General features: G+C 55.2%; 24 protein-coding genes. 20 read left to right on the forward strand and 4 right to left on the reverse strand.

The genetic code is table 11. The annotated features are described in order from the left end of the window. The first annotated feature begins 94 nt into the window (after positions 1–94). The 4 genes from NNL21_RS20715 to NNL21_RS20730 are packed head-to-tail and all read left to right on the forward strand — an operon-like array spanning position 95 to position 3,426. On the forward strand, positions 95–1,213 hold the full coding sequence (locus NNL21_RS20715) for a mandelate racemase/muconate lactonizing enzyme family protein (protein WP_204819861.1): 1,119 nt from the start codon (positions 95–97) through the stop codon (positions 1,211–1,213). Positions 1,214–1,246: 33 nt separating this feature from the next. Continuing rightward, entirely contained in the window at positions 1,247–2,038 is a 792-nt protein-coding gene (locus NNL21_RS20720) for an SDR family NAD(P)-dependent oxidoreductase (RefSeq protein WP_204819862.1), read from the forward strand. Between the two features lie 17 nt (positions 2,039–2,055). Next, positions 2,056–3,093 carry a zinc-dependent alcohol dehydrogenase gene (locus tag NNL21_RS20725; protein ID WP_204819863.1) on the forward strand — a complete coding sequence of 346 codons (1,038 nt, stop codon included), beginning with the start codon at positions 2,056–2,058 and terminating at the stop codon, positions 3,091–3,093. After that, the gene (locus NNL21_RS20730) at positions 3,094–3,426 is read left to right on the forward strand and encodes a cupin domain-containing protein (protein ID WP_204819864.1); all 333 of its coding nucleotides are present in this window, start codon (positions 3,094–3,096) and stop codon (positions 3,424–3,426) included. It begins immediately after the preceding gene. 85 nt (positions 3,427–3,511) lie between these two features. On the opposite strand, the gene NNL21_RS20735 is transcribed toward NNL21_RS20730, so the two are convergent. Beyond that, the gene (locus NNL21_RS20735; protein WP_204819865.1) at positions 3,512–3,943 is read right to left on the reverse strand and encodes an organic hydroperoxide resistance protein; all 432 of its coding nucleotides are present in this window, start codon (positions 3,941–3,943) and stop codon (positions 3,512–3,514) included. Between the two features lie 225 nt (positions 3,944–4,168). On the opposite strand from NNL21_RS20735, the gene NNL21_RS20740 reads away from it, so the two are divergent. The 5 genes from NNL21_RS20740 to NNL21_RS20760 all read left to right on the forward strand — a co-directional run bounded on the left by NNL21_RS20740 (position 4,169) and on the right by NNL21_RS20760 (position 9,924). Then, positions 4,169–6,118 (forward strand): FAD-dependent oxidoreductase, encoded by a 1,950-nt coding sequence (locus tag NNL21_RS20740; protein WP_204819866.1) that lies wholly within the window; start codon positions 4,169–4,171, stop codon positions 6,116–6,118. After that, positions 6,115–6,417 carry a hypothetical protein gene (locus NNL21_RS20745; RefSeq protein ID WP_204819867.1) on the forward strand — a complete coding sequence of 101 codons (303 nt, stop codon included), beginning with the start codon at positions 6,115–6,117 and terminating at the stop codon, positions 6,415–6,417. The genes NNL21_RS20740 and NNL21_RS20745 overlap by 4 nt, the downstream gene beginning before the upstream one ends. 90 nt (positions 6,418–6,507) lie before the next feature. Next, a complete protein-coding gene (locus NNL21_RS20750) occupies positions 6,508–7,707 on the forward strand; it encodes a pectin acetylesterase-family hydrolase (protein ID WP_204819868.1) in 1,200 nt (399 codons plus the stop codon). A 398-nt stretch (positions 7,708–8,105) separates the two neighbouring features. Further along, the gene (glpK, locus tag NNL21_RS20755) at positions 8,106–9,578 is read left to right on the forward strand and encodes a glycerol kinase GlpK (RefSeq protein ID WP_204819869.1); all 1,473 of its coding nucleotides are present in this window, start codon (positions 8,106–8,108) and stop codon (positions 9,576–9,578) included. 61 nt (positions 9,579–9,639) lie between these two features. Beyond that, positions 9,640–9,924 carry a YqkE family protein gene (locus NNL21_RS20760; protein WP_204819870.1) on the forward strand — a complete coding sequence of 95 codons (285 nt, stop codon included), beginning with the start codon at positions 9,640–9,642 and terminating at the stop codon, positions 9,922–9,924. A 182-nt stretch (positions 9,925–10,106) separates the two neighbouring features. Here NNL21_RS20760 and NNL21_RS20765 read toward each other — a convergent pair whose 3' ends face one another. Next, complete coding sequence (locus NNL21_RS20765; RefSeq protein ID WP_204819871.1) at positions 10,107–10,976, reverse strand: SDR family oxidoreductase; 870 nt, start codon at positions 10,974–10,976, stop codon at positions 10,107–10,109. A gap of 267 nt (positions 10,977–11,243) precedes the next feature. Between NNL21_RS20765 and NNL21_RS20770 the strand changes: the two genes are divergently transcribed. Beyond that, positions 11,244–11,510: a hypothetical protein gene (locus tag NNL21_RS20770; RefSeq protein ID WP_204819872.1), complete on the forward strand. Its 267-nt coding sequence runs from the start codon at positions 11,244–11,246 to the stop codon at positions 11,508–11,510. 76 nt (positions 11,511–11,586) lie between these two features. Here the strand turns inward: NNL21_RS20770 and NNL21_RS20775 are convergent, their stop codons facing one another. Further along, complete coding sequence (locus tag NNL21_RS20775; RefSeq protein ID WP_204819874.1) at positions 11,587–12,507, reverse strand: GH25 family lysozyme; 921 nt, start codon at positions 12,505–12,507, stop codon at positions 11,587–11,589. Positions 12,508–12,730: 223 nt separating this feature from the next. On the opposite strand from NNL21_RS20775, the gene NNL21_RS20780 reads away from it, so the two are divergent. The 6 genes from NNL21_RS20780 (at position 12,731) to NNL21_RS20805 (ending at position 18,586) form a co-directional block, all read left to right on the forward strand. Further along, complete coding sequence (locus NNL21_RS20780; protein ID WP_204819876.1) at positions 12,731–13,345, forward strand: phosphatase PAP2 family protein; 615 nt, start codon at positions 12,731–12,733, stop codon at positions 13,343–13,345. 171 nt (positions 13,346–13,516) lie between these two features. Then, positions 13,517–14,173 carry a hypothetical protein gene (locus NNL21_RS20785; RefSeq protein WP_204819878.1) on the forward strand — a complete coding sequence of 219 codons (657 nt, stop codon included), beginning with the start codon at positions 13,517–13,519 and terminating at the stop codon, positions 14,171–14,173. Between the two features lie 287 nt (positions 14,174–14,460). Further along, positions 14,461–15,837, forward strand: coding sequence for an N-acyl-D-glucosamine 2-epimerase (locus tag NNL21_RS20790; RefSeq protein ID WP_204819880.1), 1,377 nt, complete (start codon positions 14,461–14,463; stop codon positions 15,835–15,837). Positions 15,838–15,842: 5 nt separating this feature from the next. After that, complete coding sequence (locus NNL21_RS20795) at positions 15,843–16,829, forward strand: Gfo/Idh/MocA family protein (RefSeq protein ID WP_204819881.1); 987 nt, start codon at positions 15,843–15,845, stop codon at positions 16,827–16,829. A 238-nt stretch (positions 16,830–17,067) separates the two neighbouring features. Continuing rightward, positions 17,068–17,694: an RNA polymerase sigma factor gene (locus NNL21_RS20800; protein WP_204819883.1), complete on the forward strand. Its 627-nt coding sequence runs from the start codon at positions 17,068–17,070 to the stop codon at positions 17,692–17,694. Positions 17,695–17,746: 52 nt separating this feature from the next. Continuing rightward, the gene (locus NNL21_RS20805) at positions 17,747–18,586 is read left to right on the forward strand and encodes a phosphotransferase family protein (RefSeq protein ID WP_204819884.1); all 840 of its coding nucleotides are present in this window, start codon (positions 17,747–17,749) and stop codon (positions 18,584–18,586) included. A 51-nt stretch (positions 18,587–18,637) separates the two neighbouring features. Here the strand turns inward: NNL21_RS20805 and NNL21_RS20810 are convergent, their stop codons facing one another. Then, a complete protein-coding gene (locus NNL21_RS20810; protein WP_204819886.1) occupies positions 18,638–18,970 on the reverse strand; it encodes a winged helix-turn-helix transcriptional regulator in 333 nt (110 codons plus the stop codon). 304 nt (positions 18,971–19,274) lie between these two features. Between NNL21_RS20810 and NNL21_RS20815 the strand changes: the two genes are divergently transcribed. The 4 genes from NNL21_RS20815 to NNL21_RS20830 all read left to right on the forward strand — a co-directional run bounded on the left by NNL21_RS20815 (position 19,275) and on the right by NNL21_RS20830 (position 24,162). Further along, complete coding sequence (locus NNL21_RS20815; RefSeq protein WP_204819887.1) at positions 19,275–20,213, forward strand: aldo/keto reductase family protein; 939 nt, start codon at positions 19,275–19,277, stop codon at positions 20,211–20,213. 226 nt (positions 20,214–20,439) lie between these two features. After that, entirely contained in the window at positions 20,440–21,126 is a 687-nt protein-coding gene (locus NNL21_RS20820) for a response regulator transcription factor (RefSeq protein ID WP_204819888.1), read from the forward strand. Then, positions 21,123–22,625 (forward strand): sensor histidine kinase, encoded by a 1,503-nt coding sequence (locus NNL21_RS20825; RefSeq protein WP_204819890.1) that lies wholly within the window; start codon positions 21,123–21,125, stop codon positions 22,623–22,625. Before NNL21_RS20820 ends, NNL21_RS20825 begins: the two co-directional genes overlap by 4 nt. A 157-nt stretch (positions 22,626–22,782) precedes the next feature. After that, positions 22,783–24,162 (forward strand): SulP family inorganic anion transporter, encoded by a 1,380-nt coding sequence (locus NNL21_RS20830; protein ID WP_256555365.1) that lies wholly within the window; start codon positions 22,783–22,785, stop codon positions 24,160–24,162. Positions 24,163–24,242: the final 80 nt, after the last annotated feature.

Below are 24,242 nucleotides of genomic sequence, written 5' to 3' on the forward strand. Positions count from 1 at the left end.
GAGTAGGCAATAGCTACAAGATTGGCTATCATACGGGAACGTCAAGATCTTGCGGGCGCTCACACACCCCTGACTATGAATGGAGGAATTATCTATGAAAATTACCGAAGTGGAATCGATCTATCTGAAAATTCCGGATCTGGATGCAAGCAAATGCGATGGCACGCAGGACACACTCATGATTCGCATTCATACCGACGAAGGCATCACGGGCCTGGGTGAAGTCGATTCCGTGCCTCTCGTGGCCAAAGCCGCGATCGACGCGCCGGCATCCCATTCCATTGCTACCGGTCTTCGTTCCTTGCTGATTGGGGAGAATCCCCTCGAAATTGAACGTTTGTGGGAAAAAATGTACCGGGGGAGCATCTACTTCGGCCGCAGCGGTCCCGCCATTCATGCGATGAGCGGCATCGATATGGCGCTCTGGGACATTGCCGGCAAGCATGCGGGCCGGTCGGTGTCCTCCATGCTCGGCGGCGCTTACCGCACGAAGCTGAAAGCCTATGCCAGCTCGCTCATGCCGGATACGATCGAGGAAGCGGTGCAGCTTGCAAGGCAATTTGCTTCGGAAGGGTACAAGGCCATGAAGTTTGGGTGGGGGCCGATCGGACGCGACGCGGCGTTCGACGAGCGCCAAATCCGGGCCATCCGCGAAACGGTCGGAGACGAGATCGATATTATGATCGATGCCGGATTAGCTTGGGATTTGAAGGGTGCGCTTAAGATGGCGGACATCTATGAGGAGTACGGCGTTTACTGGCTGGAGGAGCCGCTGCATCCGGACGATATCGCGGGCTACCGGGAGCTGTCGGACCGCTCCAAGCTGAATATCGCTTGCGGCGAGCAAGAGAGCGGCACGAATGCATTCCGCAGATTGATTGAAGAAGGGCATCTGGATATTATTCAGCCTGACTTGGGCCGCTGCGGGGGATTGACCGAGGGCAAACGAATCGCCCATATGGCTCACGAGCGCCACAAGAAAGTCGTTCCGCATGCGTTCAAGACAGGGATCCTTGTTGCGGCCAGCACGCATTTTGCCGCTGCAATTCCAAACGGGTTCATGATCGAGCATACCGTGTCCACCTCTCCGCTTACGCGTGAATTAGTGGTAGAGCCGATCACCTTCAAGGATGGCTACGTCCATGTGCCGGATCGGCCGGGTCTGGGTGTCACGGTGGATGAAGCGATTGTCGATAAATATCGCATAAGCTGATTGAGCCGCAAGGCTAAGGAGGATATACCAACCATGACGACGAAAAAGATGCGCAGGTTCGAAGGGAAGGTTGCTCTCGTCACGGGAGGCGCGACAGGCGTCGGCTATGCGACTGCCTCGCGCCTTGCAAGTGAAGGTGCCCAGGTGGTCATCACCGGCCGCCGTGCGGATGTCGGCGAGCAGGCTGCACGGGAATTATGCGGTCAAGGTCTGGCAGTCGAATTCATCGCGGGCGATGTCGCGGATGAACAGTCCGTGAGAAGTGCCGTCGAGCATATCGACCGGACCTACGGGCGGTTGGACATTCTCGTCAACAATGCAGCCTCGTTCCAGTCGATGCGCTTCCTGGGTGCAAATCGGGCGGAGTGGCGCAAGGTGTTCGATATTATCGTCGACGGCACTTACTATTGCACGCAAGCAGCCGCTCAATTGATGGTATCGAAGGGGATCCGCGGTCATATCATCAACGTTTCGTCCATTAACGGGCAGAGAGCGCTGGAGGAATCGTCGCACTATAATACAGCCAAGGGCGCGATGGATCAACTGACGCGCAGCACGGCGCTGGAGCTTATGGATGAGGGGATCCGGGTCAACGGAGTCTCCCTTGGATTTATTGAGACGGCTATGTCTGTGGTGGATGGCGTGGTCGAGCATGAGACCGATTGGTTCAAATCGATCTATGTCGGCCGCGGCAAGATTGCGCAGAGGCGGCAGGGCCAGCCAGAGGAAGCTGCGGGTGTCATCGCCTTCCTGGCTTCCGAGGATGCTTCCTATATATGCGGAGCCATTATCCCGGTCGATGGCGGACTGTCGATTACCTTTTAGCGAGAGGAGCAGAATTCATGCAGGCACTTATCTATGAAGGTCCCCGCATCATGAATATGAGGGAAGTGGAAGAACCCCGGGCAGGCGAGGACGAGGTTGTCATCAAGGTGGCATTCTCGGGGATATGCGGCTCGGAGCTCAGCGGGTATTTGGGCAAAAATTCGCTCCGTAAGCCCCCGTTAATATTCGGCCATGAATTTGCCGGGACGATCTCCTCACTGGGCAGCAGGGTCGAAGCAGCCGGGAGATGGACCATCGGACAACGAGTGACGGCGAACCCGCTGGTTACATGCGGCCAGTGCGCGCTCTGCCTGAGCGGCCGGCATCAGCTCTGCGTGTCTCGCAAGCTGTTATCCGCCGCGCTGCCTGGCAGCAACGCGGCGTATGTGAAGATTCCGGCGGCCTTCGTGCTTGCGCTGCCGGACTCGATGAGCCTGCAGCTGGCGGCGCAGACCGAGCCGGTTGCCTGCGCGGTTCGTACGGCGGAGCTTGCGGCTGCGAAGCCAACGGACACGGCGCTCATCCTGGGGATGGGGCCGATCGGTTTACTGAACCTGCAGGCGCTGCTGCAATATGGCGTGCAGAACATTATCGCAGTCGACATGAATACGGATCGGCTCGAGATCGCCCGCAAGCTTGGCGCGAAGGTTGCGTTTAGTCCGGCGGATACCGACACCGTAGAAGAAGTGAAGCGGCTGACGTCCGGTGCGGGTGTGAACATCGCTATCGATGCTGTAGGAGCCGGCATCACGCGTCGTCAATGCGTATCCGCTTGCGCACCGGGGGGACGCGTCGTCTATACGGGGCTGCATGAGGATGAGTCGCTGCTGCCGGTGAACACTGCGATCCGGAATGAAATTACATTGACCGGATCCTTCGCATATTCGGCCCTGCATTTTCGCACGGCGCTTGATTGGCTGGCGGAGGGAAGAATCGGGCTGACGGAAGGCGTCATCGAAGCGCCTCTTCGTGAAGGGGCGCAGTGGTATGAGACACTGCTTGGCCAACCTGGCAGCGTATCGAAGGTGCTGCTTGTGCCGGAAGGGGACGCATAAATGACGAAATTCGGTGAGTGGCAGTACCCGATCACGGGTATTCGCCGCAAAATTTTTCCGCCGGGGCAGAATATGATGAGCATGATGATCGAGCTTGAGAAGGAAGCGGTGGGTCCTGCTCATTCACATCCGCATGAACAGCTGACGTTCGTGATCAGCGGCAAGCTGGAGGTCACGCTGGAGGAGCAGGTTCACGTTGTGGCGGCGGGAGAGCAGCTTCATATCCCAGGTGATGTCGTACATACCGTCAAAGCGCTGGAGGACTCGGCTATTCTAGAAACGTTCACTCCGCTGCGCGAGGATTTACTCGCGACGATTACGGATTCGCAATAAGGGCTGCATGAGTATGTAGATCAGAACGATGATAAGGCACGGCGGGTGAGTTGACCCGCCGTGCCTTATTTGAATTGGACCCTATTTAAGTAGTTTGCGGCGTCTTCGTTTGTATGACTTTCAACTCCACATCGATGTTGCCCCGGGTCGCCTTGGAGTAAGGACAGGTCTGATGGGCCATCTCCATCACTTCTTGGACCTGCGCATCCTCCAGTCCGGGGATCGCGACATCCAGACGAACCGAGAGCTTGTACACCGCCTTCTCACCCTCGCTCAAGGATACGTTGGCCGTTACTTCGGAGTTGTCGCAAGGAATATCTTTGCTCTTGGCGATGCTCTTCAGCGCGCTGTGAAAGCAGGCCGCATAACCGGCAGCGAACAGCTGCTCGGGATTCGTTCCTTCGGTTTGACCTTCCTTCGGCTGGACGAGCTTCATGTTGAGATGTCCATCCGACGAACGGATCACGCCCTCGCGTCCGCCATGTGAAGTCACATGCGCTGTATACAGGATACCCATGTTTAACCTCTCCCTTCGGGTAACGTTGCGTGTGTATATTACCCGGCGGCCGGCGGAATGAACCTCATCTTGAATGATTCCGCAGACATGCGGGCTCGAGGTGGCAGGAAGGAGCTTAAGCTTTTAATAAGAATTGCCTAAGGGTTCGTTAAGGGGAAAAGGAGTCTTTCGTTCAGTTGTCCTCTCTATACTTAAGCCCAGTAAGTGGATGGAGAGGAGAACAGCATGCGGAAGAGAGGCAAAATTTTGTTGGGTGCAGCGGCATTGGGTGTAGTCATATGCGCAGGAGGAATAGCGGGTTGGATACGGTCGGAGATCGAATGGAGCGAGGCCGACGGCTTGAAGAAGCAGGAACAAATCGCGGTGGCTTCGGTCCATGAACTTCAAGACCGTTACGATGTCATTGTGGTCGGCACCGACCCCGAGGGCGTTGCCGCCGCCGTATCGGCTTCGCGAAACAAGGCACGGACACTGCTGATCGAGTCGAGGCCGCAGCGCAAAGTATTGGGCGGCCTCATGACGGTAGGCTGGCTGAATAGCATTGATATGAATTGGGATAAGACGGTTAAGCGACATGGGAAAGGGGAGGGGCCTTATTTCAACAAAGGCATCTTTGCCGAATGGTACAAGCAGACGGAGGGCCATTCATTCGATGTGGTAACTGCGGCTAACGCTTTCTATGGACTTGTGCGTGCCGAGCGCAATATCGATCTGTACATGTCCGCGGCAGCGATCGAGCCGGTTAAGGCAGTCGACAATCACACGATTGCGGTCAAGGGCATTAAGGTAACGCTGCAGGGTGGCAAGACGCAGACCATCCTCGCACATTCGGTTATCGATGCGACACAGGACGCGGATTTGGCTGCCGCGGCGGGCGCATCCTTTACCATCGGCCGTGAGGATCTGGGCGATCCGGATACCCGCATGGCCGTGACAGCGGTATTTCGTCTGCGCCATATAGACGATCATGCGTGGAAGCGGATTGCAAGGCGGCTGGATTCCAATGGTGACACCGCCGTCAGCGGTATCAACAATTGGACGGCATGGGGGTATGACAAAGAAATGAAGGGCTACGAGCCGGTAGACAAGAAGCGGACCCGAATGAGGGGGTTGAACATTGGCCGCCAGCGGGATGGGACCGTGCTCATCAATGCGCTTCAGCTATTCGGAATTGACGGGTTGAATGAAGCCTCCCGGCAGGAAGGGCTTGCGATTGCCCGACGCGAAATCCCGCATGTCATCGAATATTTGAAACAGTACGAGGAATTCGGCCGAATCGAGCTCGATGGCATCGCACCCGAGCTGTATGTTCGCGAAACGCGCCATCTGGTGGGACTGTATCGTCTTAGTATCGTCGATCTGCTCGAGAACCGCGATCAATGGGATCGCATCGCGTTCGGGTCGTATTCGGCGGATATCCAGCGAACTTCGCCAGACGATCATGGCACCGTCGCCGTTCATCCGCTGAAGTATGCCGTCCCTTTCCGCAGCATCGTTCCCAAGGGGATCGACGGATTGCTGGTCGTCGGGCGCTCGGCCAGCTTCGACACGCTCGCGCATGGCAGCGCGCGAGTCATTCCGGTCGGGATGGCGACCGGACAGGCGGCTGGAGCAGCTGCGGTGTTGGCTGCTGAACAAGGCGTGACGTTCACGGAGATGGCGCAATCGAAGGCGTTGATCGGGGAGCTGCAGAGCCGGTTGAACGAGCAGGGGATGGAACTCGCGCCTTACCGATTAGCGCCGCAGTCTTATATGAAGCATAAAGCGTATCCCGGATTGCGGCTTGCCGTCGCGATGGGGATTGCCAGCGGCGGCTACCGGAACGAAGCTTTTGCCATGGATAAACCTTCGAATATTCTGCGTATGGTGAACGCGATGAAGACGGCGAGAAAGCTGCATCCCATCCGTTTGCCCGGCAATCCAGCCGATGCTATGGACGGTCTTGCCGATCCGGATAAGATACCGCTCAGCTTGCGTCAGGCGGCCTATACGATCAGCTGCGCATTCGGATGGAAGACGGATATTGAGAAGGCCGTGAGCGAGCTTGAGAGCCGGGGCGTGCTGTCAACCGCTACCCTGCGGCTGATTGAGGATCACGATCGGCTGACCGACGGCGAGACGTATCTCTTGCTTCGAGATGCGCTGAATAGTTTTACGAAGGGGGAGCCGTCGTGATGCTCGCCCAGTCCTTTATCTTGCTGTGCTTTGTGTTCTATATAGGCTGGCTATCCTATCACGGGATAAGAGATATTAGGCGGCATAGAGAGATTTCCCGATCGATCCCGCTGCGGACGCCGCCGGAGGGGGCGCTTCGTGACAAGATGCTTGCGGACCTGAACCATAAATACAAGATGGAAGAGGTGATGATGGAGCAAGCCGACATGGAGAGGCTAGCCAGGTACAAGGAAGCTATTGAATGCCTGGAGCGAAACGATTGGCGATCCGTGTTCTTGATGAATGAAATATACGCATAATCCGGCAGGCCGCTCCGAGTATCCCCTCGCTGGGGCGGCATGGTATGATGAGCATGTCAAGCTTGCAAGGGTACGGAAAGAGGGCGGAATATGGGGGAATCTCGGATAAAGCTGCGTAAGATCGTATGGATCGGCATAGGCGGGGCTGCATCATTCATGCTGCTGCTGGTTGGTTATATCTATTTCTTCGCCTTCGAGAAGCCGGCAGAGCCGGACAATTGGGCCGATGCCGAGCGTTATGCATGGAATAAAATCAAATTCGACGCGGAGGCGCAGGTCGTTTCCGCCGATGGATCGGATTATTTCCTTTTTGCCAAAAAAGGGGAGTCAGACCAGCTGATCATCTATTTCTCCGGCGGGGGCGTGGCCTGGGATGCGGAAACGGCAGCAAGGCCTATCAGCCTGGCGAATCTCGTCAAGAGCGGCGGGGAAATCAAATACTATTTTGAGAGCATACCGTTCTTCAAGCCCGGCACGCTCGGGGGTATTCTGGACAGTAACCATGCGGACAATCCGTTCAAGGACTGGAACATCGTCTATATTCCTTATTCCACGGGAGACCTGCATATCGGCAATGCGGTGAAGGAATACGCGGACAAGGACGGCAAGCCATTCACCATGCGTTATAACGGGAAGACGAATACGCTTGAAGCATTGGACTGGATCGAGAGCCATTATGGTAACCAGTCCAAGGTGCTGATCGCCGGTGAAAGCGCGGGCGGCTTCGGTGCTGCCTTCTGGGCGCCCGAGATTGCGGGGCGTTATCCGAATGCGCGTATTTACCAGTACTCGGACGGTTCTTATTTGAACACCGAGCGTTGGCCGGACATCATTGAAGATGAGTGGAACACCGGCTTTACTGCGACCTTCGGGTATACGATTAGCGGGGATTTGATATCGTCGGTATTCGAAGCCAACCGCAGTCGTCTTCCGGATGACGCCATCCTGCTGCAATCCAATACGATTCACGACGAGCTGCTGTTCGATTTTGAGAAGGATCTGAACGGGGATGGCTCGGGCGATGCGGAGTATCTCGAGCGGTGGTCCGAGAGGATGCTGCGCTCGGCAGGACATCTCGCGGAAACGTTGCCGGGCTATTACTATTACATCACGGATTATGGCCGTAACGAAAAGTCAGGCCGGACACCGCATACGCTATCTCCGTCGAACCTCTTCTACAAAGCCGAGCAGGACGGGGTGAAGCTGAGGGATTGGCTGGACGATGCCGTCAATAAGGACGAGGGACGTTCTATTGGACAGCAATTTCTTGAGGGAATGGAGAAGCAATAGACAGACATTCCTGTGCGTAATGGAAAGAGCAGAGCCCGAAATCCACTGCGACGGTGGTTTCCGGGCTCTGCTACGTTGAGGGCGTGGTTCCAGAGAGAAGCTATCTAGGCTGCGTAATCCATTCAAGATTCCTGAACCTGTTCAATTAGAGGGGAAAGGCTTGCGTCTCGCGTTCCGTTGACGACCCGGCAGGATAATCGAGGCTGATTCACGAAGAATGTAGAGTTGAGTACGGAGCGTCGAACTGAGCCGTCATCTCTGGTTGGGCTTGGTTGGGCTGCATGATGTTCACTGCCATACAGCTCTGCAGCGAACGGGACCCACCAGGGCAGGTACTCGGGTGGTATTAGAATCAGACTGAGGGCGTATGCATCAATTAGGACGGGGGCGATACTCGGATGGAATCATATATTATGGCATTGGATGCCGGCACAACATCGTGCCGGGCGATTCTGTTTGATCGGAGCGGGAAGACGGTGGCGGTAGCCCAGCGGGAGTTTACACAGTATTTTCCAAAAGCCGGTTGGGTGGAGCATGACGCGGAGGAGATCTGGCAGACGCAGCAGCTCGTTATGCGCGAAGCGGCAGCCGGAGTCGAAGCTGGTCAAATTGCGGCGATCGGCATTACGAATCAGCGGGAAACCGTCGTGATTTGGGATCGTGCGACTGGGCTGCCGCTTCATCGCGCGATCGTCTGGCAGTGCCGCCGTACAAGTAGGCTGTGTGAAGAGCTGAAGGCGGACGGCTGGGAAGCCGATGTACGGGCGAAGACGGGCTTGCTGCTTGACCCTTATTTCTCGGGCACGAAGCTGAAGTGGCTGCTTGATGAAGTACCCGGCTTGCGCGAGAAGGCGGAGCGCGGAGAGGCGCTGTTCGGGACAGTCGATAGCTGGCTGATCTGGAAGCTGACCGATGGCGCAGTACATGCCACAGATGCGACGAACGCGTCACGAACAATGCTGTACAATATTCATACATTAGAATGGGACGACGAAATCCTTGCGAAGCTGGGGATACCCCGCATGATGCTGCCGGAGGTGAAAGCCTCGAGCGGGTTGTACGGCCACACCCGGATGCTGGGCGGAAGTATCCGGGTTCCGATTGCAGGAGCGGCCGGTGATCAGCAGGCGGCCTTGTTCGGACAAGGCTGCTACGATGTCGGAATGGCGAAGAATACGTATGGAACAGGCTGCTTTCTGTTGAAGAACACAGGAGACCGTCCTGTCACCTCTGATAAAGGGCTGTTGACCACGATCGCCTGGCAGCTTGGCGATCAGGTAACCTATGCCTTGGAAGGCAGCGTGTTTACGGCGGGTGCCGTGGTTCAGTGGCTTCGCGACGGGCTTGGCGTGCTGGGAAGCGCTTCGGAGAGCGAAGCGTTGGCGGCGTCGGTAGAAGATGCGCAGGGCGTCTACTTCGTACCGGCGTTCACGGGTCTGGGCACGCCATATTGGCGTCCGGATGCACGAGGTATGATCACCGGTCTGACAAGGGGAACGTCAACGGCTCACATCGTTCGCGCTGCCTTGGAGGCCATCGGGTATCAGACATCCGATGTGCTCAAGGCGATGTGCGCGGAGTCGGGAATCGAGCTTCGGGAGCTGCGAGTGGACGGCGGGGCCGCAGCGAATCGGCTGCTTATGCAGTTTCAGTCCGATTTGCTCGGCGTATCCGTTATTCGGCCTAGCGTGCTGGAGACAACCGCGCTTGGCGCTGCTTACTTGGCGGGGCTGGGCGTAGGCTTCTGGAGCGGAACCGAAGAGCTTCGTGAGCTGTGGGAGAAGGATGCCGTGTTCATGCCGGTACGAAGCGAAGACTGGCGGGAGTCTGCCTATAGCGGATGGCTGAAGGCGGTAGGCTACCAGCTGTAGGATGTGCTGCCAGGAGAGTAAACATGCTATAATGAGCAAAAGCAAAAACTGAGGTGATCGTATGGCGAAAGCGAAGAAAAGAGGTCCGGCCGCCAGCCGGAATGAACGGGCGAATTCAGCCGAGAGATCCGAGGATAAACCGGCAACCTTGAAGGATCTGCTCCGGCCTGAGTTGGTGGAGAAGCTCAAGGCCGCTTCGGATGAGCTGAAGTCGGCCGAAGAAACGCGCAAGGAAGCCGAGCGCAAGCGGGCGGAGGACGCACGCCTGGCAGAGCAGAAGCGGCTTGAGAATGATTTTGGGCATCTGCTGGAAAACAGCAAGCTCGATTGGCGCAAGCATAAATAGCATTGCGGCTCTCGTGCGGACCCCAATCGAGCCGCCGTTAAGCAGGGGAGTATTGTTGAAGCGTCCTACGCCATGGTTTGTTACATGGCAGAGGACGCTTTTCATAATTTAAGCCGGTATGTTCATGAGCGCATGCTCGCTATTCCAGTGGTCTTCTCTCTCTTGCGAACAACAAGCCGCGCTTAGAAGCCTTGCTCCGCCGCATACTTTCCCCAGTGCGGGCGGCGTCCGTCCGCATCGGTAAACGGGTACTCATCCGACAATCCCCAGGTAGTCAGTATGCTGCCGCTTCTTGCGAGCACATTCGGGTCTGCAGCTAATGCTGCAACGGCTCGGCCAATGTACGCAGGGGTCTCGGATTGGAGGAAGTGAACATCCTTTTGGCCCGCATCGCGCCAGTTCGCTTCCGTGACGCCAAAGTGGTCCAGCATCGCCTCCGAACGGAGAAAGCCCGGGCTTAGCGCGACAGCAGCGACATGGTGAGGGCGCAGATCCGCGGCCATCGCCTGGGCGAGGTGAATGGTCGAGATTTTGGCAAGGCTGTAATAGAGGTTGCCGCGGTAAGCATAATCGCTGCCATCGGTAATCTCGATGATGAGCCCCTGCTTGCGGGCAACCATTAACGGGGCGAGGTAGTGACTGGCCATAAGATGGGTATGAATGGCGCGCTTCTGCATAAGAATTCCGTCATGCAGGGCGTTTTCCCAGAAGGGCTTGCCCCATGCGGCGAGCGAATCGCCTCCCCATACATCATTGACGAGAAGGTCTAATTGACCGCCCCTCTCATCGATGAGAAGGGAATGCAGGGCCTGTACATCGGATTCCACGGAATAGTCGACGCGAACGGGAATACCAAGTCCGCCGCTTGCTGTCACCAGCTCGGCGGTTTCCTCGATCGTCTCGGTTCTCCCCATATCCGATAATTGGCCCCGGACGCTCCTGCCTGTTACATAGACCGTTGCCCCCGCCTCCCCGAGCATGACGGCAATACCCCGTCCGGCTCCACGCGTCGCGCCGGCAACGACCGCTACCTTACCTTCCAATGGCTTCATCCTAATCCGCTCCTTCATCTATTTATTCTGTGCGTTCCTCCTCATTGTAAACGTACATACATGACAACTACTGACATATATTCAACATCAATATGCAGGGAGCTGCCGTTTTTTTTCAATTCGAGGCTGCCGTCCGTGCCGCAACATTGACAACACAATACCATTAAGGCTATGCTATTTCTAAAATATCCTTTCTTCTTGGATAAGAAGAATCGGCTTGTGCCGACATGATTGGCGGCGCAAAATCTTGAATAGGCGGTCTGAACAATGGCATTTAACCCGAAAATAACGGACATTCAACCCTCGGATTCGAACGAAAAGACGAAGCTGTACCAGTATGTCGTCACGTTGACGGATAAGTCCAAATATCGTCTTTTCCTCAGCAAAAATCCGGATTGGTCGCTGAACAGCGCCAATCGGCTGCTGAACATTCCTTGCCCGATGTGCCGCAAAGACTACTATTGCAAATGCATGGACAAACATCTTCCACAACTGGAAAGTGAGTTTCTGTCCAAACTTGGGGAACAAGCGTAAGCCCCATACACATGAAGAAGACCGGTTCGCCATTGGCGAACCGGTCTTCTTTCGTGTTGCAGCGGAATCCTCAATGCTAATACGGATACCGGATCGTTACTTCCCGGAATCCGGCGTTCCAGGATGCTGAGCCGCCCAGCAGCTTAGCTGCTGAACGAACGGAAATATACACGGTGTGGTTAAGAATGAGATATTCATCGACAGCCTTGCCATTCCACAGCGGCGTTTTACTAAGATTGTCCCAATCTACCTTGACGCTTATCGCGTCACCAAGCTTTCGCATCGGAACATAGACATGTCCATTAATGCTGCGGCCATGAACGGCAAATTCGTTGTTCACGACAACCTTAATCGAATCCTCCGGCTGTGCCGGATGCTGTTCACCATTATATTTATCATAGAACGATTGCTCCATTGCATTCAGGTCCACATCGCCGCGAATGCCGTTAACCTTGCCGCTGTCCGAGTATTGAAATACGGACCAAGAGCTCCACGTACTATTGCCCATTGGCTTATTCACACCATAATTGGCCACCCACAGCGGGTACTCGGCTAATCGCTTGCCAAGGTACGTCTTCGCAAAGTATGCGCCGGTGTAGATCATGACCGTATGGCCGGTGCGCAGCCGCACCTCCTCCAGCCATGCTGCCGCCCATGAAGTCACTTCAGCCGCACCGATGCTCCCAGCCTTGCCCTCGATGTCGAGAACATAGGGAAGATCCACTTCATAGTGATCCACGGTCTCTATGAAGTGAGCCGCCTCCGCAATTGGCGTATTCAATTCGGGATGCGCATAATGGTAAAATCCGGTTTTTAAGCCTGCGCCAGCGGCCTCTACCGCATTGGCTGCAAAGCGGGGATCCACAATGCTTGTACCCTCTGTAGCTTTGATCCATGCGAATTCGATCTGATCGGCCTTAACCTTGTCCCAATCAATATCGCCTTGCCACCGGCTTACATCAATGCCTTTCACGTTGCTTGTACTCTTTGCCTGCAATTTGTCCACCTCCCTCTCATTCTATATATGATCGAGCTGTGAATGGCGATACGGTCAGATGCCGGAACTTGCAGGAATCACCGGCTTGATTATCCGTAAAACAAGCTTTCGCCCTAGTACGATCATAACGAATAGGAGGCTTGGATCAAAATCAGCTGTTGCAGGATGGCATCGTTATCGTATAATGGAAAATTGTAAACAGGCTGGTATTGGGGGAATTACAATGTGGTTCATTTATTTGCTGCTTGCGCTTGCCGGATTTCAAGGGCTGTCGATGCTGGTGACCCGGGATAGGCTGAAGGAGTTTGACCTGGCGATCATACATACGGTACAGGGCTGGGAGAGTCCGGGCCTGACTAGCGTGATGAAAGTATTGACGACGCTCGGCTCGTCTGCTGTCGTCATTCCGCTCGTGCTTCTGACCGGGGCAATCCTGTTCGTGGTGCTGAGGCACCGCAAAGAGATCATCCTGCTGCTGGGGGCAATGGCGGGCTCGACCTTGCTTAACGAGCTGTTGAAGCGTTTGTATCAGCGTGCGCGGCCGGATATTCACCGTATAATCGAAGAGACGGGGTACAGCTTTCCGAGCGGACATTCGATGGCTTCCTTCACCTTCTACGGGATCCTCACGTATCTGCTGTGGCGCCATATGCCGACACGGTTATGGCGGATCGCAATTATCCTCCTCGCAGCCGTCATGATTCTAAGCATCGGCCTGAGCCGCGTCTATCTGGGGGTGCATTATCCATCGGATTTAATTGGCGGTTATTGGTTCAGCGCGTGCTGGATAGCGGTATGTGTGAAGCTGTTCTCTCGTTTCGGCGGCGTAAGGCGGTAAATGCCTCGTCCCTCCCTACAAGAAACCCTTTCTCTCATGAGGAAGGGTTTCTTGCTTATCTGAACCGCTTCGGTGTGGATGCATATAGTCCCATAACGAAATGATGAGGGTAATCCGAGCCGTTTGGTGGTAAGGAGAAGGAAAGGCGATTTGAAAAGGGGGCTTCATAAAATGAGAATGATACTGCTGCTCGGCTGGCTGGCTTTCGTTCTGTATGCGCTGGCGGCTGCGCCCGGGGAGCGTGGAGGAGCGGACATCGTCATGAAGGAGCTGTTTACGCTTCAGACGAGAGAGCCGACGCTGCTCATGCTGTTCGCGCTGCTTGGCCTCTATCCGATGGCCTACGCGTGTTTGCTGCTCCGGAGGGATACGGCAGGCATTCCCGCATGGCCATTCGTCATCGGCTCGTTTGCATTCGGCGCATTTGCCCTTGTGCCTTACTTCTGGCTGCGCCTGCAATTTCCGCTGCCTCGCGGCAACCGGACGCCAGCTCGCATCAGGCGTGTACTGGAAAGCCGCGTTACGTACACGGTGCTGCTTCTGCTGGCTGCGGTATTATTCGCTTACGGTCTGATCGCAGGGGATTGGCGCACATATGGCGAGGCATTCCGCGCATCGCAATTCGTCAGTGTGATGACTGTCAACTTCGCCGTACTGACGCTGCTGGCGGTATGGGCGATCAATGAGGATCGGAAGCGGGAAGAGCAGCCTGCCGCCATGGCGCTGCTCGGCTTCATTCCGTTCATCGGCCTGCTGATCTATCTATATGGCACGCATGCAGGTGTCAGGAGCGGGGCATACACGAAACCGCTGCGCCAAAAGAGGTGAGATAGCGTAGACAATCTACAGTCTTCTCGGACAAGAGAATCCGGGAAGGCTGTTTTTCGATACCGAAAAAAGAATTTTTCCTCCATTTTCTTATAAAAAAATAAATTTTTATAGAACATTTCCTTACAAATGTGCTATTTTCATGTTAACGGGATATGTTGGAAAGAGCGATGGTTGTTTCCCGGACTTCGTGCAGCTGTGATTCATGGAAACATGTCCGTACCATCAAGCGTTATTAGGAGGCGAGTGAAATAAACAGCCGCTTGCAGCAGAAGACAAGGGACGGGATGCTTGCAGGTCCGAGTATTCAGATTGACCCCTTGTTTCCGTATTATCAGAATCGGTCTGCAGACAGTATCGCGGAGGAGATCGAGCTGGCCGGTTACCGGAGCGTCCATTACTTCGTGGTCAACGAGAACATCGTCGACAAGCCGCTGCTCGACGCTTTTCACAAGAGAGGGATTGGCGTGTGGGCGATGGTCATTGGCAACGGAACCTTTTCGACCGCGGATTATCCCGAGGAGTGGCCCTCTTGGCAAATGGGGCTGTTGAAGGAGACGAACGACGGCTTTCAGCGCTTGTCCCCGTTCAGTCCCGGTTATACGAGGTGGAAGAAGGCTGCAATGGTTAAGCTGGTGAGCAGCTATCCCTTCGACGGCATCGAAATTGCCGAGCCTTATTTTCCGGAGTGGGGCGGCATTCAACGAGGTGTCTATGGCGATGTAGGCCCGCTTGCGCAGAGCGCGTTTCTGAAACGGTATGGACTGGAGATGCCGGATTTCGTCGATCCTAAGTCACCCCGGTATTATTCGACAGATACGCAAACCTATATGAAGTGGGTGGAATTCCGGGTCGATGCGGTTAATGGCTTTATCGATGAAATGATTAATGCCCCGGATGGAGTCAGGGCGGCAAGGCCGGATATCCTTGTTGCGACGTGGTCGCTCGCGATTGACGCCGGCCCGGATTCGGCGGAAAGTCTTCGCGTAGAGCAGGGGATGGATGCTCCTTCTATGGTTGCTTTGGTCCGTCCCGATCTGCACATGCTGCAGACGCATTGGCCGGATTGGCTGAAGGGCGACCTGCCCCCGGACTATACCAAGCGCTATCAGCCGTTCATGGATGCGATTCGCACCCAGTTTCCGGAGCTTCCGCTGGGGGTTCAGGCGGATATCGGATCCGGCGAATCCATGATTAAAGGCAGGAAGTGGCTGGATCAGTTCGAGGCTGCGGCTTTCGAGATCGGCTTCACGTCTTGGACGGCCTATGAATATCACATTGGCGGCGATATGTATGAATCGGCTCCCGTTCCCTTACGGGCACTGCGGAATGGGCCGGATGAGCTTATCCTATCCTTCAACAAACGCATCGATGTGCATACCGCCGCGGACGGGGCTCATTACACCGTCCTGGTCGACGGACGGCAGGTATCCGCAGATTGGATGTCGGTTACGGTGGACGGCAACCGGATCACGCTGCGCGCAGACCGGCTTCCGGAGGAAGCTTTCGAGCTTACGATCAGCCAAGGGATTACCGATACACCCGATAGATGGTTGTTTAAAAAAAGGCCGGCCAATGCCGTTCCTCCCGATACCCGGATTCGTATCGCCGGGGTGAAGGCGGCGGAAGCGCCTGCCGGGCATTATGATAACGCTAAGGAGTGATTGGAATGGCGAAGTTGAGAATCGGCTTTATTGGAAGCGGCGGCATTGCACACGGACATGTCAGCCAGCTGTTGGATCTTGAAGATGTCGAGATCGCGGCGATTGCGGATCCGAGCCAGCGGAACACCGATCTAATCGTATCATCGATCGGCCTGCACCAGACGCGTATCTACCATTCGCACAAAGATATGCTGAATGCGGGAGGTCTGGATGCCGTTGTCATCTGCTCGCCTCATACGCTTCATTACGAGCATGCTTCTGATGCATTGGACAGCGGCTGTCACGTGCTGATCGAGAAGCCGATGACCTGCTCCTCCAAGGAAGCAGAGCAGTTGATTGGCAAAGCAGAGGATCAGGGGAAGCTGCTGCAGGTCTCGTATCAGCGGCATTTTCAACCGGAGTTCATCTATATCCGCGAAGCGATCGCAAGCGGCTTGATCGGCAAGCTGACATCGGTTAATGCGACCTTGTACCAGGATTGGCAGAAAGGCCAGACCGGGACATGGCGCCAAATTGCGTCATTGTCCGGAGGCGGCATGCTTATGGATTCCGGCAGTCATATTATCGATATGCTGCTGTGGACGACAGGCCTTACGCCTGTTGAGGTGAAGGCGTCGATCAATACGAATGGAGCTCCTGTCGAGATCGATTCCTTCACAAGCATCCGCTTCGAGGAAGGCGCGCTCGCCGCTCTCAACATTATCGGGCATGTCCCGGGCTTCAACGAAACGTACGGTTACTGCGGAGATAAGGGCGTCATCTACTATAATAACGGCCATATTACGGTTCAGACCTACAGCGGCGAAGCGATTGCAGTAGAGCTTCCTCCGCGTGTAACGAATCAAGATAAGAGCTTCGTCGATGCCATTCGCGGCAAGCATGAGGTGCTCGTCTCCGGCGAGTACGCGCTGAAGGTGATCCGGCTGACGGAAGCGATTTATTCATCTGGCGGCTATGAGCCGCTCGAGAGCCGGAATACCGTCGAAGCGTAAGCATCCGGGCGGGCTTCGATTAGGCTCTGCTTGTACGATTGGATCGCCCATTCATGGCAAGCCTGCGCAGCTTTGCACAAGGCGGACTGCCCGTGAACGGATAAGAAAGCGATGTGAGGGCTGTCTCATAAGCAGAGTAGGCTGCTTGTGGGGGAGCCCTCTTCGTCGTTTTAATAATATGTTCATAATGGTCTGATACACTTGTACCGAGCATGAGGATGATCGGAGGGGAAGAAGCATGAGGGCGCGGGAAGAATTCGAGGACGTCGTGAAGCCGCATTTCAACCGGCTGTGGACGTATTGCCTGTATTTGACACCATCGCAATGGGAAGCGGAGGACTTATTCCAGGATTCCCTTCTGCGCGCATTCCAGCATTATCGCAAAATCGGAGCTTTCCACCATCCACGTTCGCTGCTATACAAAATCGCCCGCAATCTGTCCATCGACGCTTATCGGAAAAACCGCGGAGTTCTGGTACCCCTCGAGGAAGGGATGCAGAACGCTTATCATGACCCTAACTATGCCGCCGCTCGCGGGCTCATGGAATGGCTGACCGACCATCTGTCTGAACGTGAGGTGGACATGCTTCTGCTCGCGGAGTGGTACGGGTATTCCTATCAAGAAATTGCGCAGCATCAGGGCTGTACGATCCCGGCGGTCAAGATGGTGCTGCACCGGTCCAAGCAGAGGCTGCGCAATCGGGCGGATATACCGTATGAATCGGGGACCACGCGTACGCAGAGAGAAGATTCCGCCATGGTGAATCGACAGGCTGCGACTGTGGAACGGTGGACTCGGGTCTGTATAAGCATGGGTGAACGGCAGGCTGCAGCAGCTTCACGATCAGGAACGAGGCCCATGTGAAGCAGCAGGGGAACCTATCTTCTCAGGGGTCAATGAAAGGGGGGGCATAGGATTGGATCATGCGATAGAAAAAGGTCTGCTGATTGGCAGGGGAATGACAGCTGAGGTGTATGAATGGGGCCGGAATCGAGTCATCAAGCTGTTCTACCCGTCGATTCCTCTGGATTGGGTCCAATACGAAGTGGAGATCAGTACGATCGTATCTTCAGCCGGCATCCCTGCTCCGGCGCCATTCGGGATTGTGGAGACTGAAGGGCGGCATGGCATCGTATATGAACGCATCATCGGCCGCACGATGCTGAAGCAGATTTCGTCCAAGCCATGGAGGATTGCGGCATACGGCAGAATGCTGGCGCGGCTGCACGGGAGGATGCACCGCTCGGACGGTATAGGGAAGGGGCTCCCTGAGCAGAGCAAGCGGCTCGCCGAGGCGATTCGACAATCCGAGGACCTATTGGGCGGGAGAGCGGAAGCGATATGCGCGTATATGAAAAAGCTGCCGGGCGGCAGCTCGATCTGTCATGGCGATTTTCATCCGGATAACATCTTGCTTCATGGTCCGGAGGAATCACCCGCTATCATTGACTGGACGGATACTTATGTGGGGAATCCGCTTGCAGATGCAGCGAGAACCAGCATTCTGCTCAGCAGTCCGTTCATTCCGCCGGGAATTCCCGTGCTTTTCATTCCAGCAATGAAGATCATGAAGCGGGTGCTAAGCCGTACCTACTTGCAAACCTATATGAGGCTTACCGGCGTAGAGCCGAAGGACTTGGATGCTTGGCTGCTGCCGGTAGCTGCGGCCCGTCTTCGTGAACATCTACCCGGTGAACGTCAGTGGCTGCTCCAATTCATCGAGGCAAGATGGGCGCTGGTGCAGAAGCAGCAGTAATTTGCGGGAGATCACACGATCGAGAGTTCAGAAGCGAGGGCAAGGTAAAGACTAGGTCCACTTGGCGGACCAGAGCTTCATTTCTTTTAAAATTTGATGCAAATCCTCGCCCTTGGGTGTTAGCGTATACTCCACTGTTACAGGAACCGTCGCGAAAACATGACGTTCCAGAACCCCTTGCTCCTCCAAATGCCGAAGCGTGCTGGTCAGCGCCCTCGGGCTGACGGCCGGAATGAGCCGCTGAAGCTCGCCGAATCTTCTCTTCCCGCAGAACAGCTCCCGGAGCACAAGAAATGCCCATTTGCCGCCGATGACATGAAGGGTTCGCTCGATGTTGCAATCGATAACCGTTGGTTCTTTCGGTACGTAGTTACTAGCGGACATGAGACAAGCCTCCTCTTTTGTATATAAGTATATCAGAATATAGCACATATACTTGTTATAATATAGAGATAATAATTTCACTACTTTAAAAATAATACTGCACTGATTACAATAGTTCATGTACCTGGGAGTCAGGAAGTCGTCGTCGGCCTGTAAGCGTATGCTTACGAAGCAAGTTTTGCTCGACTTCGCTTCAATGAAGCGAATAGCTCACAAAACTAGGCGTATGCTTACGAAGTAAGTTTTGCTCGACTTCGCTACAATGAAGCGAATAGCTCACAAAACTTTTAGGAGGACCCAAAACATGAACTATCGTAAACTTGGTGGCAGCGGATTAAAGGTAAGTGAGATTAGCCTGGGCAGTTGGTTGACATATGGCGGATACGTGGAACGCGAGAATGCAGTTAAGGCGATACATACCGCCTACGGTCTGGGCATTAACTTCTTCGATACGGCGAATGTATATGAGCAAGGGGCTGCCGAGAAGCTGCTGGGCGAGACGATCAAGGCGTTCCCGCGCGAGTCTTACGTGCTGGCGACGAAAGTGTTCGGACAGATGGGCGATGGACCCAATGACCGCGGCTTGTCGAGAAAGCATATCATGGAGCAGTGCCATGCAAGCTTGCAGCGGCTAGGCTTGGACTACGTGGATATTTATTATTGCCACCGCCACGATAAGGAGACGCCTGTCTATGAGACGCTGCGGGCTATCGATGATCTCGTGCGGCAGGGCAAGGTGCTGTATGTTGGCGTAAGCGAATGGACAGCGGCTCAAATGTCGGAAGCGCTGGGAATTGCAGACCGTTACCTGCTGGACCGCATCGTCGTGAATCAGCCGGTCTACAACATGCTCGACCGTTACATCGAGAAGGAAGTCATTCCGTTCGGCGAGCGCAACGGCATCGGTCAAGTGGTCTTCTCGCCGCTCGCGCAAGGCTTGCTGACAGGAAAGTACAAATCGGCTACAGATTTGCCGGCAGACAGCCGCGCGGCGAAGCTGGATTGGGTTGGCAAAGGCATCACGGAGGAGAAGCTGGCTAAAGTGAATGCGTTGTCCGAGCTTGCCGCCGAACTGGATATTACGGTAGGCCAGCTGGCGCTCGCATGGATTCTGCGACAGCCGAATGTAGCAAGCGCTCTTGTAGGTGCAAGCCGTCCGGAACAGGTGGAAGAGAACGCCAAGGCATCCGGGATCGTGCTTACGGATGAAGTGAAAAGCCAGATCGAGCTTATTTTAGAATAGATATAGATCCTCCTAAAGGCCGGGAAGCCGGCCTTATCACGGAGCATAACGCATTCAGGCAGCCATTGGTGCTGGCTTGGATGCGTTTTTGCATGATTCACGGGCGATTGCATTCAGCGGGTCTTCAGTTTTCTTTCAGCCGGCATTCAGGTTCAAAGGCGATAATGGAGTATGCTGTTGACCATTCTATATAATGGGCAGCGTACAAGCTGGAGGTGGCACGGGCATGAAGCCGGGGAATGGAATCAAAATTTTACTCGTTGACGACGAGCCGAATATATTGCAATTCATTGAGCTGGGACTGCTCAATGAAGGGTATGAGGTGATAACTGCGCCGGACGGGGCAAGCGCTCTGGATATGGTCAAGGAGCATCGGCCGCATGTGGCCGTGCTCGATGTCATGATGCCGGGAATGGACGGATTCTCGCTCTGCCGGCTGCTCAAGCAGAGCGAGAGCCACATCGGCATTATTATGCTGACGGCTAAGGAAGAGGTAGGCGACAGGGTGAAGGGTCTCTCGCTCGGAGCTGACGACTATATGATCAAACCGTTCAGCTTTGCAGAGCTGCTGGCACGCATTCAGGCGAGGCTGCGCAATCACCATCCGCATTTGTTCGGAGAAGTGGTTGCGGAGCCATTCCGCATCGATGACCGGCGTAAGGAAATACGGTTCGGAGAGCGGACGCTCGAGCTGTCACCCACGGAATACGAGCTGCTGAAATATCTCGTTATCAATCATGGGCTTGTACTGAGTAAGCCAACGATCCTGGATCAAGTATGGGGATATGATTTTGGCGGGGAAGATAACATTGTCGAGGTCTATGTTCGTTCGCTCCGGGAGAAGCTGGAGGATCGGGAGCATCGGCTCATCCGGACGATTCGCGGTGCAGGCTACCGGGTTGATCTGCCATGAAGCGGCTGCGGCTAAGCGCATGGCTTTCCCGGCTGATACGCCCCGGTTCGCTGCGGATGCAGCTGCTGTCACGGACGCTGCTGGTGATGGCCGTACTTCTCGTGCTTATTGGCGTGTTTCAGTATGTGCTGATGGAGCAGTCCCTGATTCGGAATAAGGCCGAGAGCCTGCAGAGTCAAATAATGGCGTTCCCGGCGGATCTATGGCTCCGGTCGGCAGAAGATGTGGATAAATATGGGGCGGAGAATCCAAAGCTCAGCCGCGGGCGTATGCCGGTCATTCCCGATGGAACGGTGGCGTTCATCGATCGTCAGGGGAAGCTGTCGGTACTTTCCCAAGGGACTATGTCGGCAGCGGCACCGAAGCTGGCAGATGAGAGCTATCGGCGCTTGTTCGATGATAGAAGATGGACCTATGAGAGAGTGACCGGCGAGGATGGGACGGAGCAGTTAGTTGTACTTCAGCCTATAGGCGGACGCGGTGCAGCCGTTGGAATTGCGCAGGTCAACGTAAGCACCGGGCAGATTCGCGATGTGCTGATCCGGCAGCTGGTCATATTCATGTCGCTGTCGCTGCTCGCCATGCTGCTCGGGCTAGCTGCCTTCGTCCCCGTGCTAAAGAGAACGCTGGTGCCGTTATCCCGTATGATCCAGACGGTCGAACGGGTGAATGCCGGCAGCTTGGGGGTCCGTTTGGCCGACCGGCAGGGTCAGATTGAGATCGACCGGCTATCCGCATCGTTCAATGAAATGCTGGAGCGGCTGGAAACGTCCTTCGAGGCTGAGAAGGAAGCAATCGAGCGGCTGCAGAGGTTCGTGGCGGATGCATCGCATGAGCTGCGTACGCCGCTAACGTCCATTAACGGGTTTGTCGAGGTACTGCTGAGGGGGGCGGCGAACCAGCCGGAACAGCTGCACCGGGCATTGAACAGCATGCAGGGGGAGACGAAGCGGATTATTAAACTGGTTAATGATCTTCTGCTGCTCGCTCGACTGGACCGTGCTCCCGAGCTGGAGCTGGAGGAAGGCGAACTGGCGGATCTGGTACGCGGGATGGAGCCCCAGCTTCGTATGCTGGCCGGAGACCGGGATGTCAGAATTGACACGGCAGCGGGCATCACAAGCTGGTTCGATCCTGACAAAATGAAGCAAGTCGTGCTTAATTTGTTCCAGAATGCGGTCGATCATACAGATCCCAAGAGCGGCATTATCGAGCTGTCGGTTGCTCCTGCTCCGGATGTATCCCCGACAGAGGAAGTCCTGCTGACTGTACGGGATAATGGACCCGGGATTGAGGCCGAACATCTTCCGCGATTGCTCGACCGGTTCTATCGGGTAGACACCTCCCGTGCGCGGAAATATGGAGGGGCCGGACTGGGTTTGTCCATAACGAAGTCTATCATGGATATCCACGGCGGACGAATCGACGTGGAAAGCCATGAAGGGGAAGGCTCGATCTTCAGTGTCAGGCTTCATTGCCGGAAGCCGGCGCAGCGTTAGCCGGGCTTGTCATTTTTCCATTGACCCTTGGGCGGCCAAGGGGGTATGCTAACCAAAGTGATAAATACGAGCGGCTGCTTAAGACCGTTTAAACATATTAAATGAGGTGACACATATTCTAGGCCAAACTTCATGGCGGGAGCAGTGGACAACCGGGGTGAAAGCGAACGTGCTGGCGGGCATGACCGCCACATTGGCGCTTATTCCGGACTCGCTGGCATTTTCATTCATGGCTGGCGTACCTGCTACGGTGGGCATTTACGCAACCATCTGCATCCTGCTCGTTATTACGTTTCTTGGAGGCCGTCCCGGCATGATCTCCGCATCAGCGGGATCGATGGCTGTCTTGATGCTTACTTTGGTGAACGAGCACGGCATTCAATATTTATTCGCCGCAACCGTTCTCACAGGCGTTTTTCAATACTTAATGGGTGTCTTCAAGCTCGGGAAGCTCATGAATTTCGTGCCTCACGGGGTATTGACGGGGTTCGTCAACGCACTGGCTATTCTTATCTTTATGTCGCAGCTTCGTTATTTCTCAGGTGCTTCATGGACGATGTATGCGCTGGCTGCCGTTACGCTCGCGATCATTTATATCCTGCCGCGCTACTTCACGGCTATACCTTCGCCGCTGGTTGCCGTTGTGCTCTTGACCTTTGCGGTATGGGCGATGGGGATGGGGGACGTGTCGCGGATTGGTGATATCGCTAAGATTGACGCATCGCTGCCGGCCTTCTTGCTGCCGGACGTGCCGTTCACATGGGAAACGTTCATGATCATTTTGCCTTACGCGCTGTCTCTGGCGATTGTTGGCTATACCGAGACGCTGCTTACGCAAAATTTACTGGATGAGATGACCGAGGAGAAGACGGACAAGAACAAAGAGATGCGGGGCCAAGGCATTGCCAATTTCGTCGCGGGCTTCTTCGGGGGCATGGCGGGCTGCGCGCTTGTCGCTGAGTCGGTATTGAATGTGAAGATGGGCGGACGCAGCCGGTTATCTACGCTTGTTGCCGCCGTGTTTCTCCTGCTTCTCGTCGTCGTGTTCGGCAGCTTGCTCGACCTGGTGCCGATGGCCGCGCTGGTTGGCATCATGCTGATGGTTTGCGTTGCAATCTTCGACTGGAAATCGGTGTTCCGGTTCCGCAGCGTGCCTGCCAGCGATACAGTCGTTATGATCGTGACGGTTGGCGCAGTTGTCTTGACGCATGATTTGGCCATTGGGGTTCTGGTCGGCGTTCTGATCAGCTTCGTCTGGTTTGCGGTCAAAGCCTCCAAGGTGCAGGTGCACAGCGAATGGAGCGGGTCGAAGCGAACGTATCATGTGCGCGGTCAGCTGTTCTTCGGCTCGGCCGTCGAAATTCAAGAGCGGATCGAGTACGGCTGCAAGGCCGAGGAGGTTCATATCGATCTCACCCAGACGAAGGTTTGGGATCATACAGCCGAGCTGGCGCTGCTCAAAACGGTGGAGCGGCTGGAGAAGGCCGGTAAGCGCGTATTCGTCTGGAAGTCCGAGGCCCAAGCCAAAACGGGCTAGAATAAGGGCAGTTCCGCATTAGCGGAGCTGCCTTATTGATTGAACCGGCTATTATTTCATCGTGAATGGAAGCTATGGTA

Origin of the sequence: Paenibacillus mendelii (genome assembly GCF_024498075.1) — a bacterium.
Lineage (GTDB): Bacteria > Bacillota > Bacilli > Paenibacillales > Paenibacillaceae > Paenibacillus_Z > Paenibacillus_Z mendelii.

Bases quoted from the DNA above. Each gene is read 5' to 3' on its own strand.
- NNL21_RS20825 (WP_204819890.1), top strand. From the start codon at position 21,123: ATGAAGCGGCTGCGGCTAAGCGCATGGCTTTCCCGGCTGATACGCCCC.
- NNL21_RS20795 (WP_204819881.1), top strand. From the start codon at position 15,843: ATGGCGAAGTTGAGAATCGGCTTTATTGGAAGCGGCGGCATTGCACAC.
- NNL21_RS20730 (WP_204819864.1), top strand. From the start codon at position 3,094: ATGACGAAATTCGGTGAGTGGCAGTACCCGATCACGGGTATTCGCCGC.
- NNL21_RS20735 (WP_204819865.1), bottom strand. From the start codon at position 3,943: ATGGGTATCCTGTATACAGCGCATGTGACTTCACATGGCGGACGCGAG.
- NNL21_RS20770 (WP_204819872.1), top strand. From the start codon at position 11,244: ATGGCATTTAACCCGAAAATAACGGACATTCAACCCTCGGATTCGAAC.
- NNL21_RS20720 (WP_204819862.1), top strand. From the start codon at position 1,247: ATGACGACGAAAAAGATGCGCAGGTTCGAAGGGAAGGTTGCTCTCGTC.
- NNL21_RS20780 (WP_204819876.1), top strand. From the start codon at position 12,731: ATGTGGTTCATTTATTTGCTGCTTGCGCTTGCCGGATTTCAAGGGCTG.
- NNL21_RS20810 (WP_204819886.1), bottom strand. From the start codon at position 18,970: ATGTCCGCTAGTAACTACGTACCGAAAGAACCAACGGTTATCGATTGC.
- NNL21_RS20740 (WP_204819866.1), top strand. From the start codon at position 4,169: ATGCGGAAGAGAGGCAAAATTTTGTTGGGTGCAGCGGCATTGGGTGTA.
- NNL21_RS20725 (WP_204819863.1), top strand. From the start codon at position 2,056: ATGCAGGCACTTATCTATGAAGGTCCCCGCATCATGAATATGAGGGAA.
- NNL21_RS20785 (WP_204819878.1), top strand. From the start codon at position 13,517: ATGAGAATGATACTGCTGCTCGGCTGGCTGGCTTTCGTTCTGTATGCG.
- NNL21_RS20750 (WP_204819868.1), top strand. From the start codon at position 6,508: ATGGGGGAATCTCGGATAAAGCTGCGTAAGATCGTATGGATCGGCATA.
- NNL21_RS20765 (WP_204819871.1), bottom strand. From the start codon at position 10,976: ATGAAGCCATTGGAAGGTAAGGTAGCGGTCGTTGCCGGCGCGACGCGT.
- glpK (WP_204819869.1), top strand. From the start codon at position 8,106: ATGGAATCATATATTATGGCATTGGATGCCGGCACAACATCGTGCCGG.
- NNL21_RS20800 (WP_204819883.1), top strand. From the start codon at position 17,068: ATGAGGGCGCGGGAAGAATTCGAGGACGTCGTGAAGCCGCATTTCAAC.
- NNL21_RS20815 (WP_204819887.1), top strand. From the start codon at position 19,275: ATGAACTATCGTAAACTTGGTGGCAGCGGATTAAAGGTAAGTGAGATT.
- NNL21_RS20790 (WP_204819880.1), top strand. From the start codon at position 14,461: ATGCTTGCAGGTCCGAGTATTCAGATTGACCCCTTGTTTCCGTATTAT.
- NNL21_RS20760 (WP_204819870.1), top strand. From the start codon at position 9,640: ATGGCGAAAGCGAAGAAAAGAGGTCCGGCCGCCAGCCGGAATGAACGG.
- NNL21_RS20715 (WP_204819861.1), top strand. From the start codon at position 95: ATGAAAATTACCGAAGTGGAATCGATCTATCTGAAAATTCCGGATCTG.
- NNL21_RS20820 (WP_204819888.1), top strand. From the start codon at position 20,440: ATGAAGCCGGGGAATGGAATCAAAATTTTACTCGTTGACGACGAGCCG.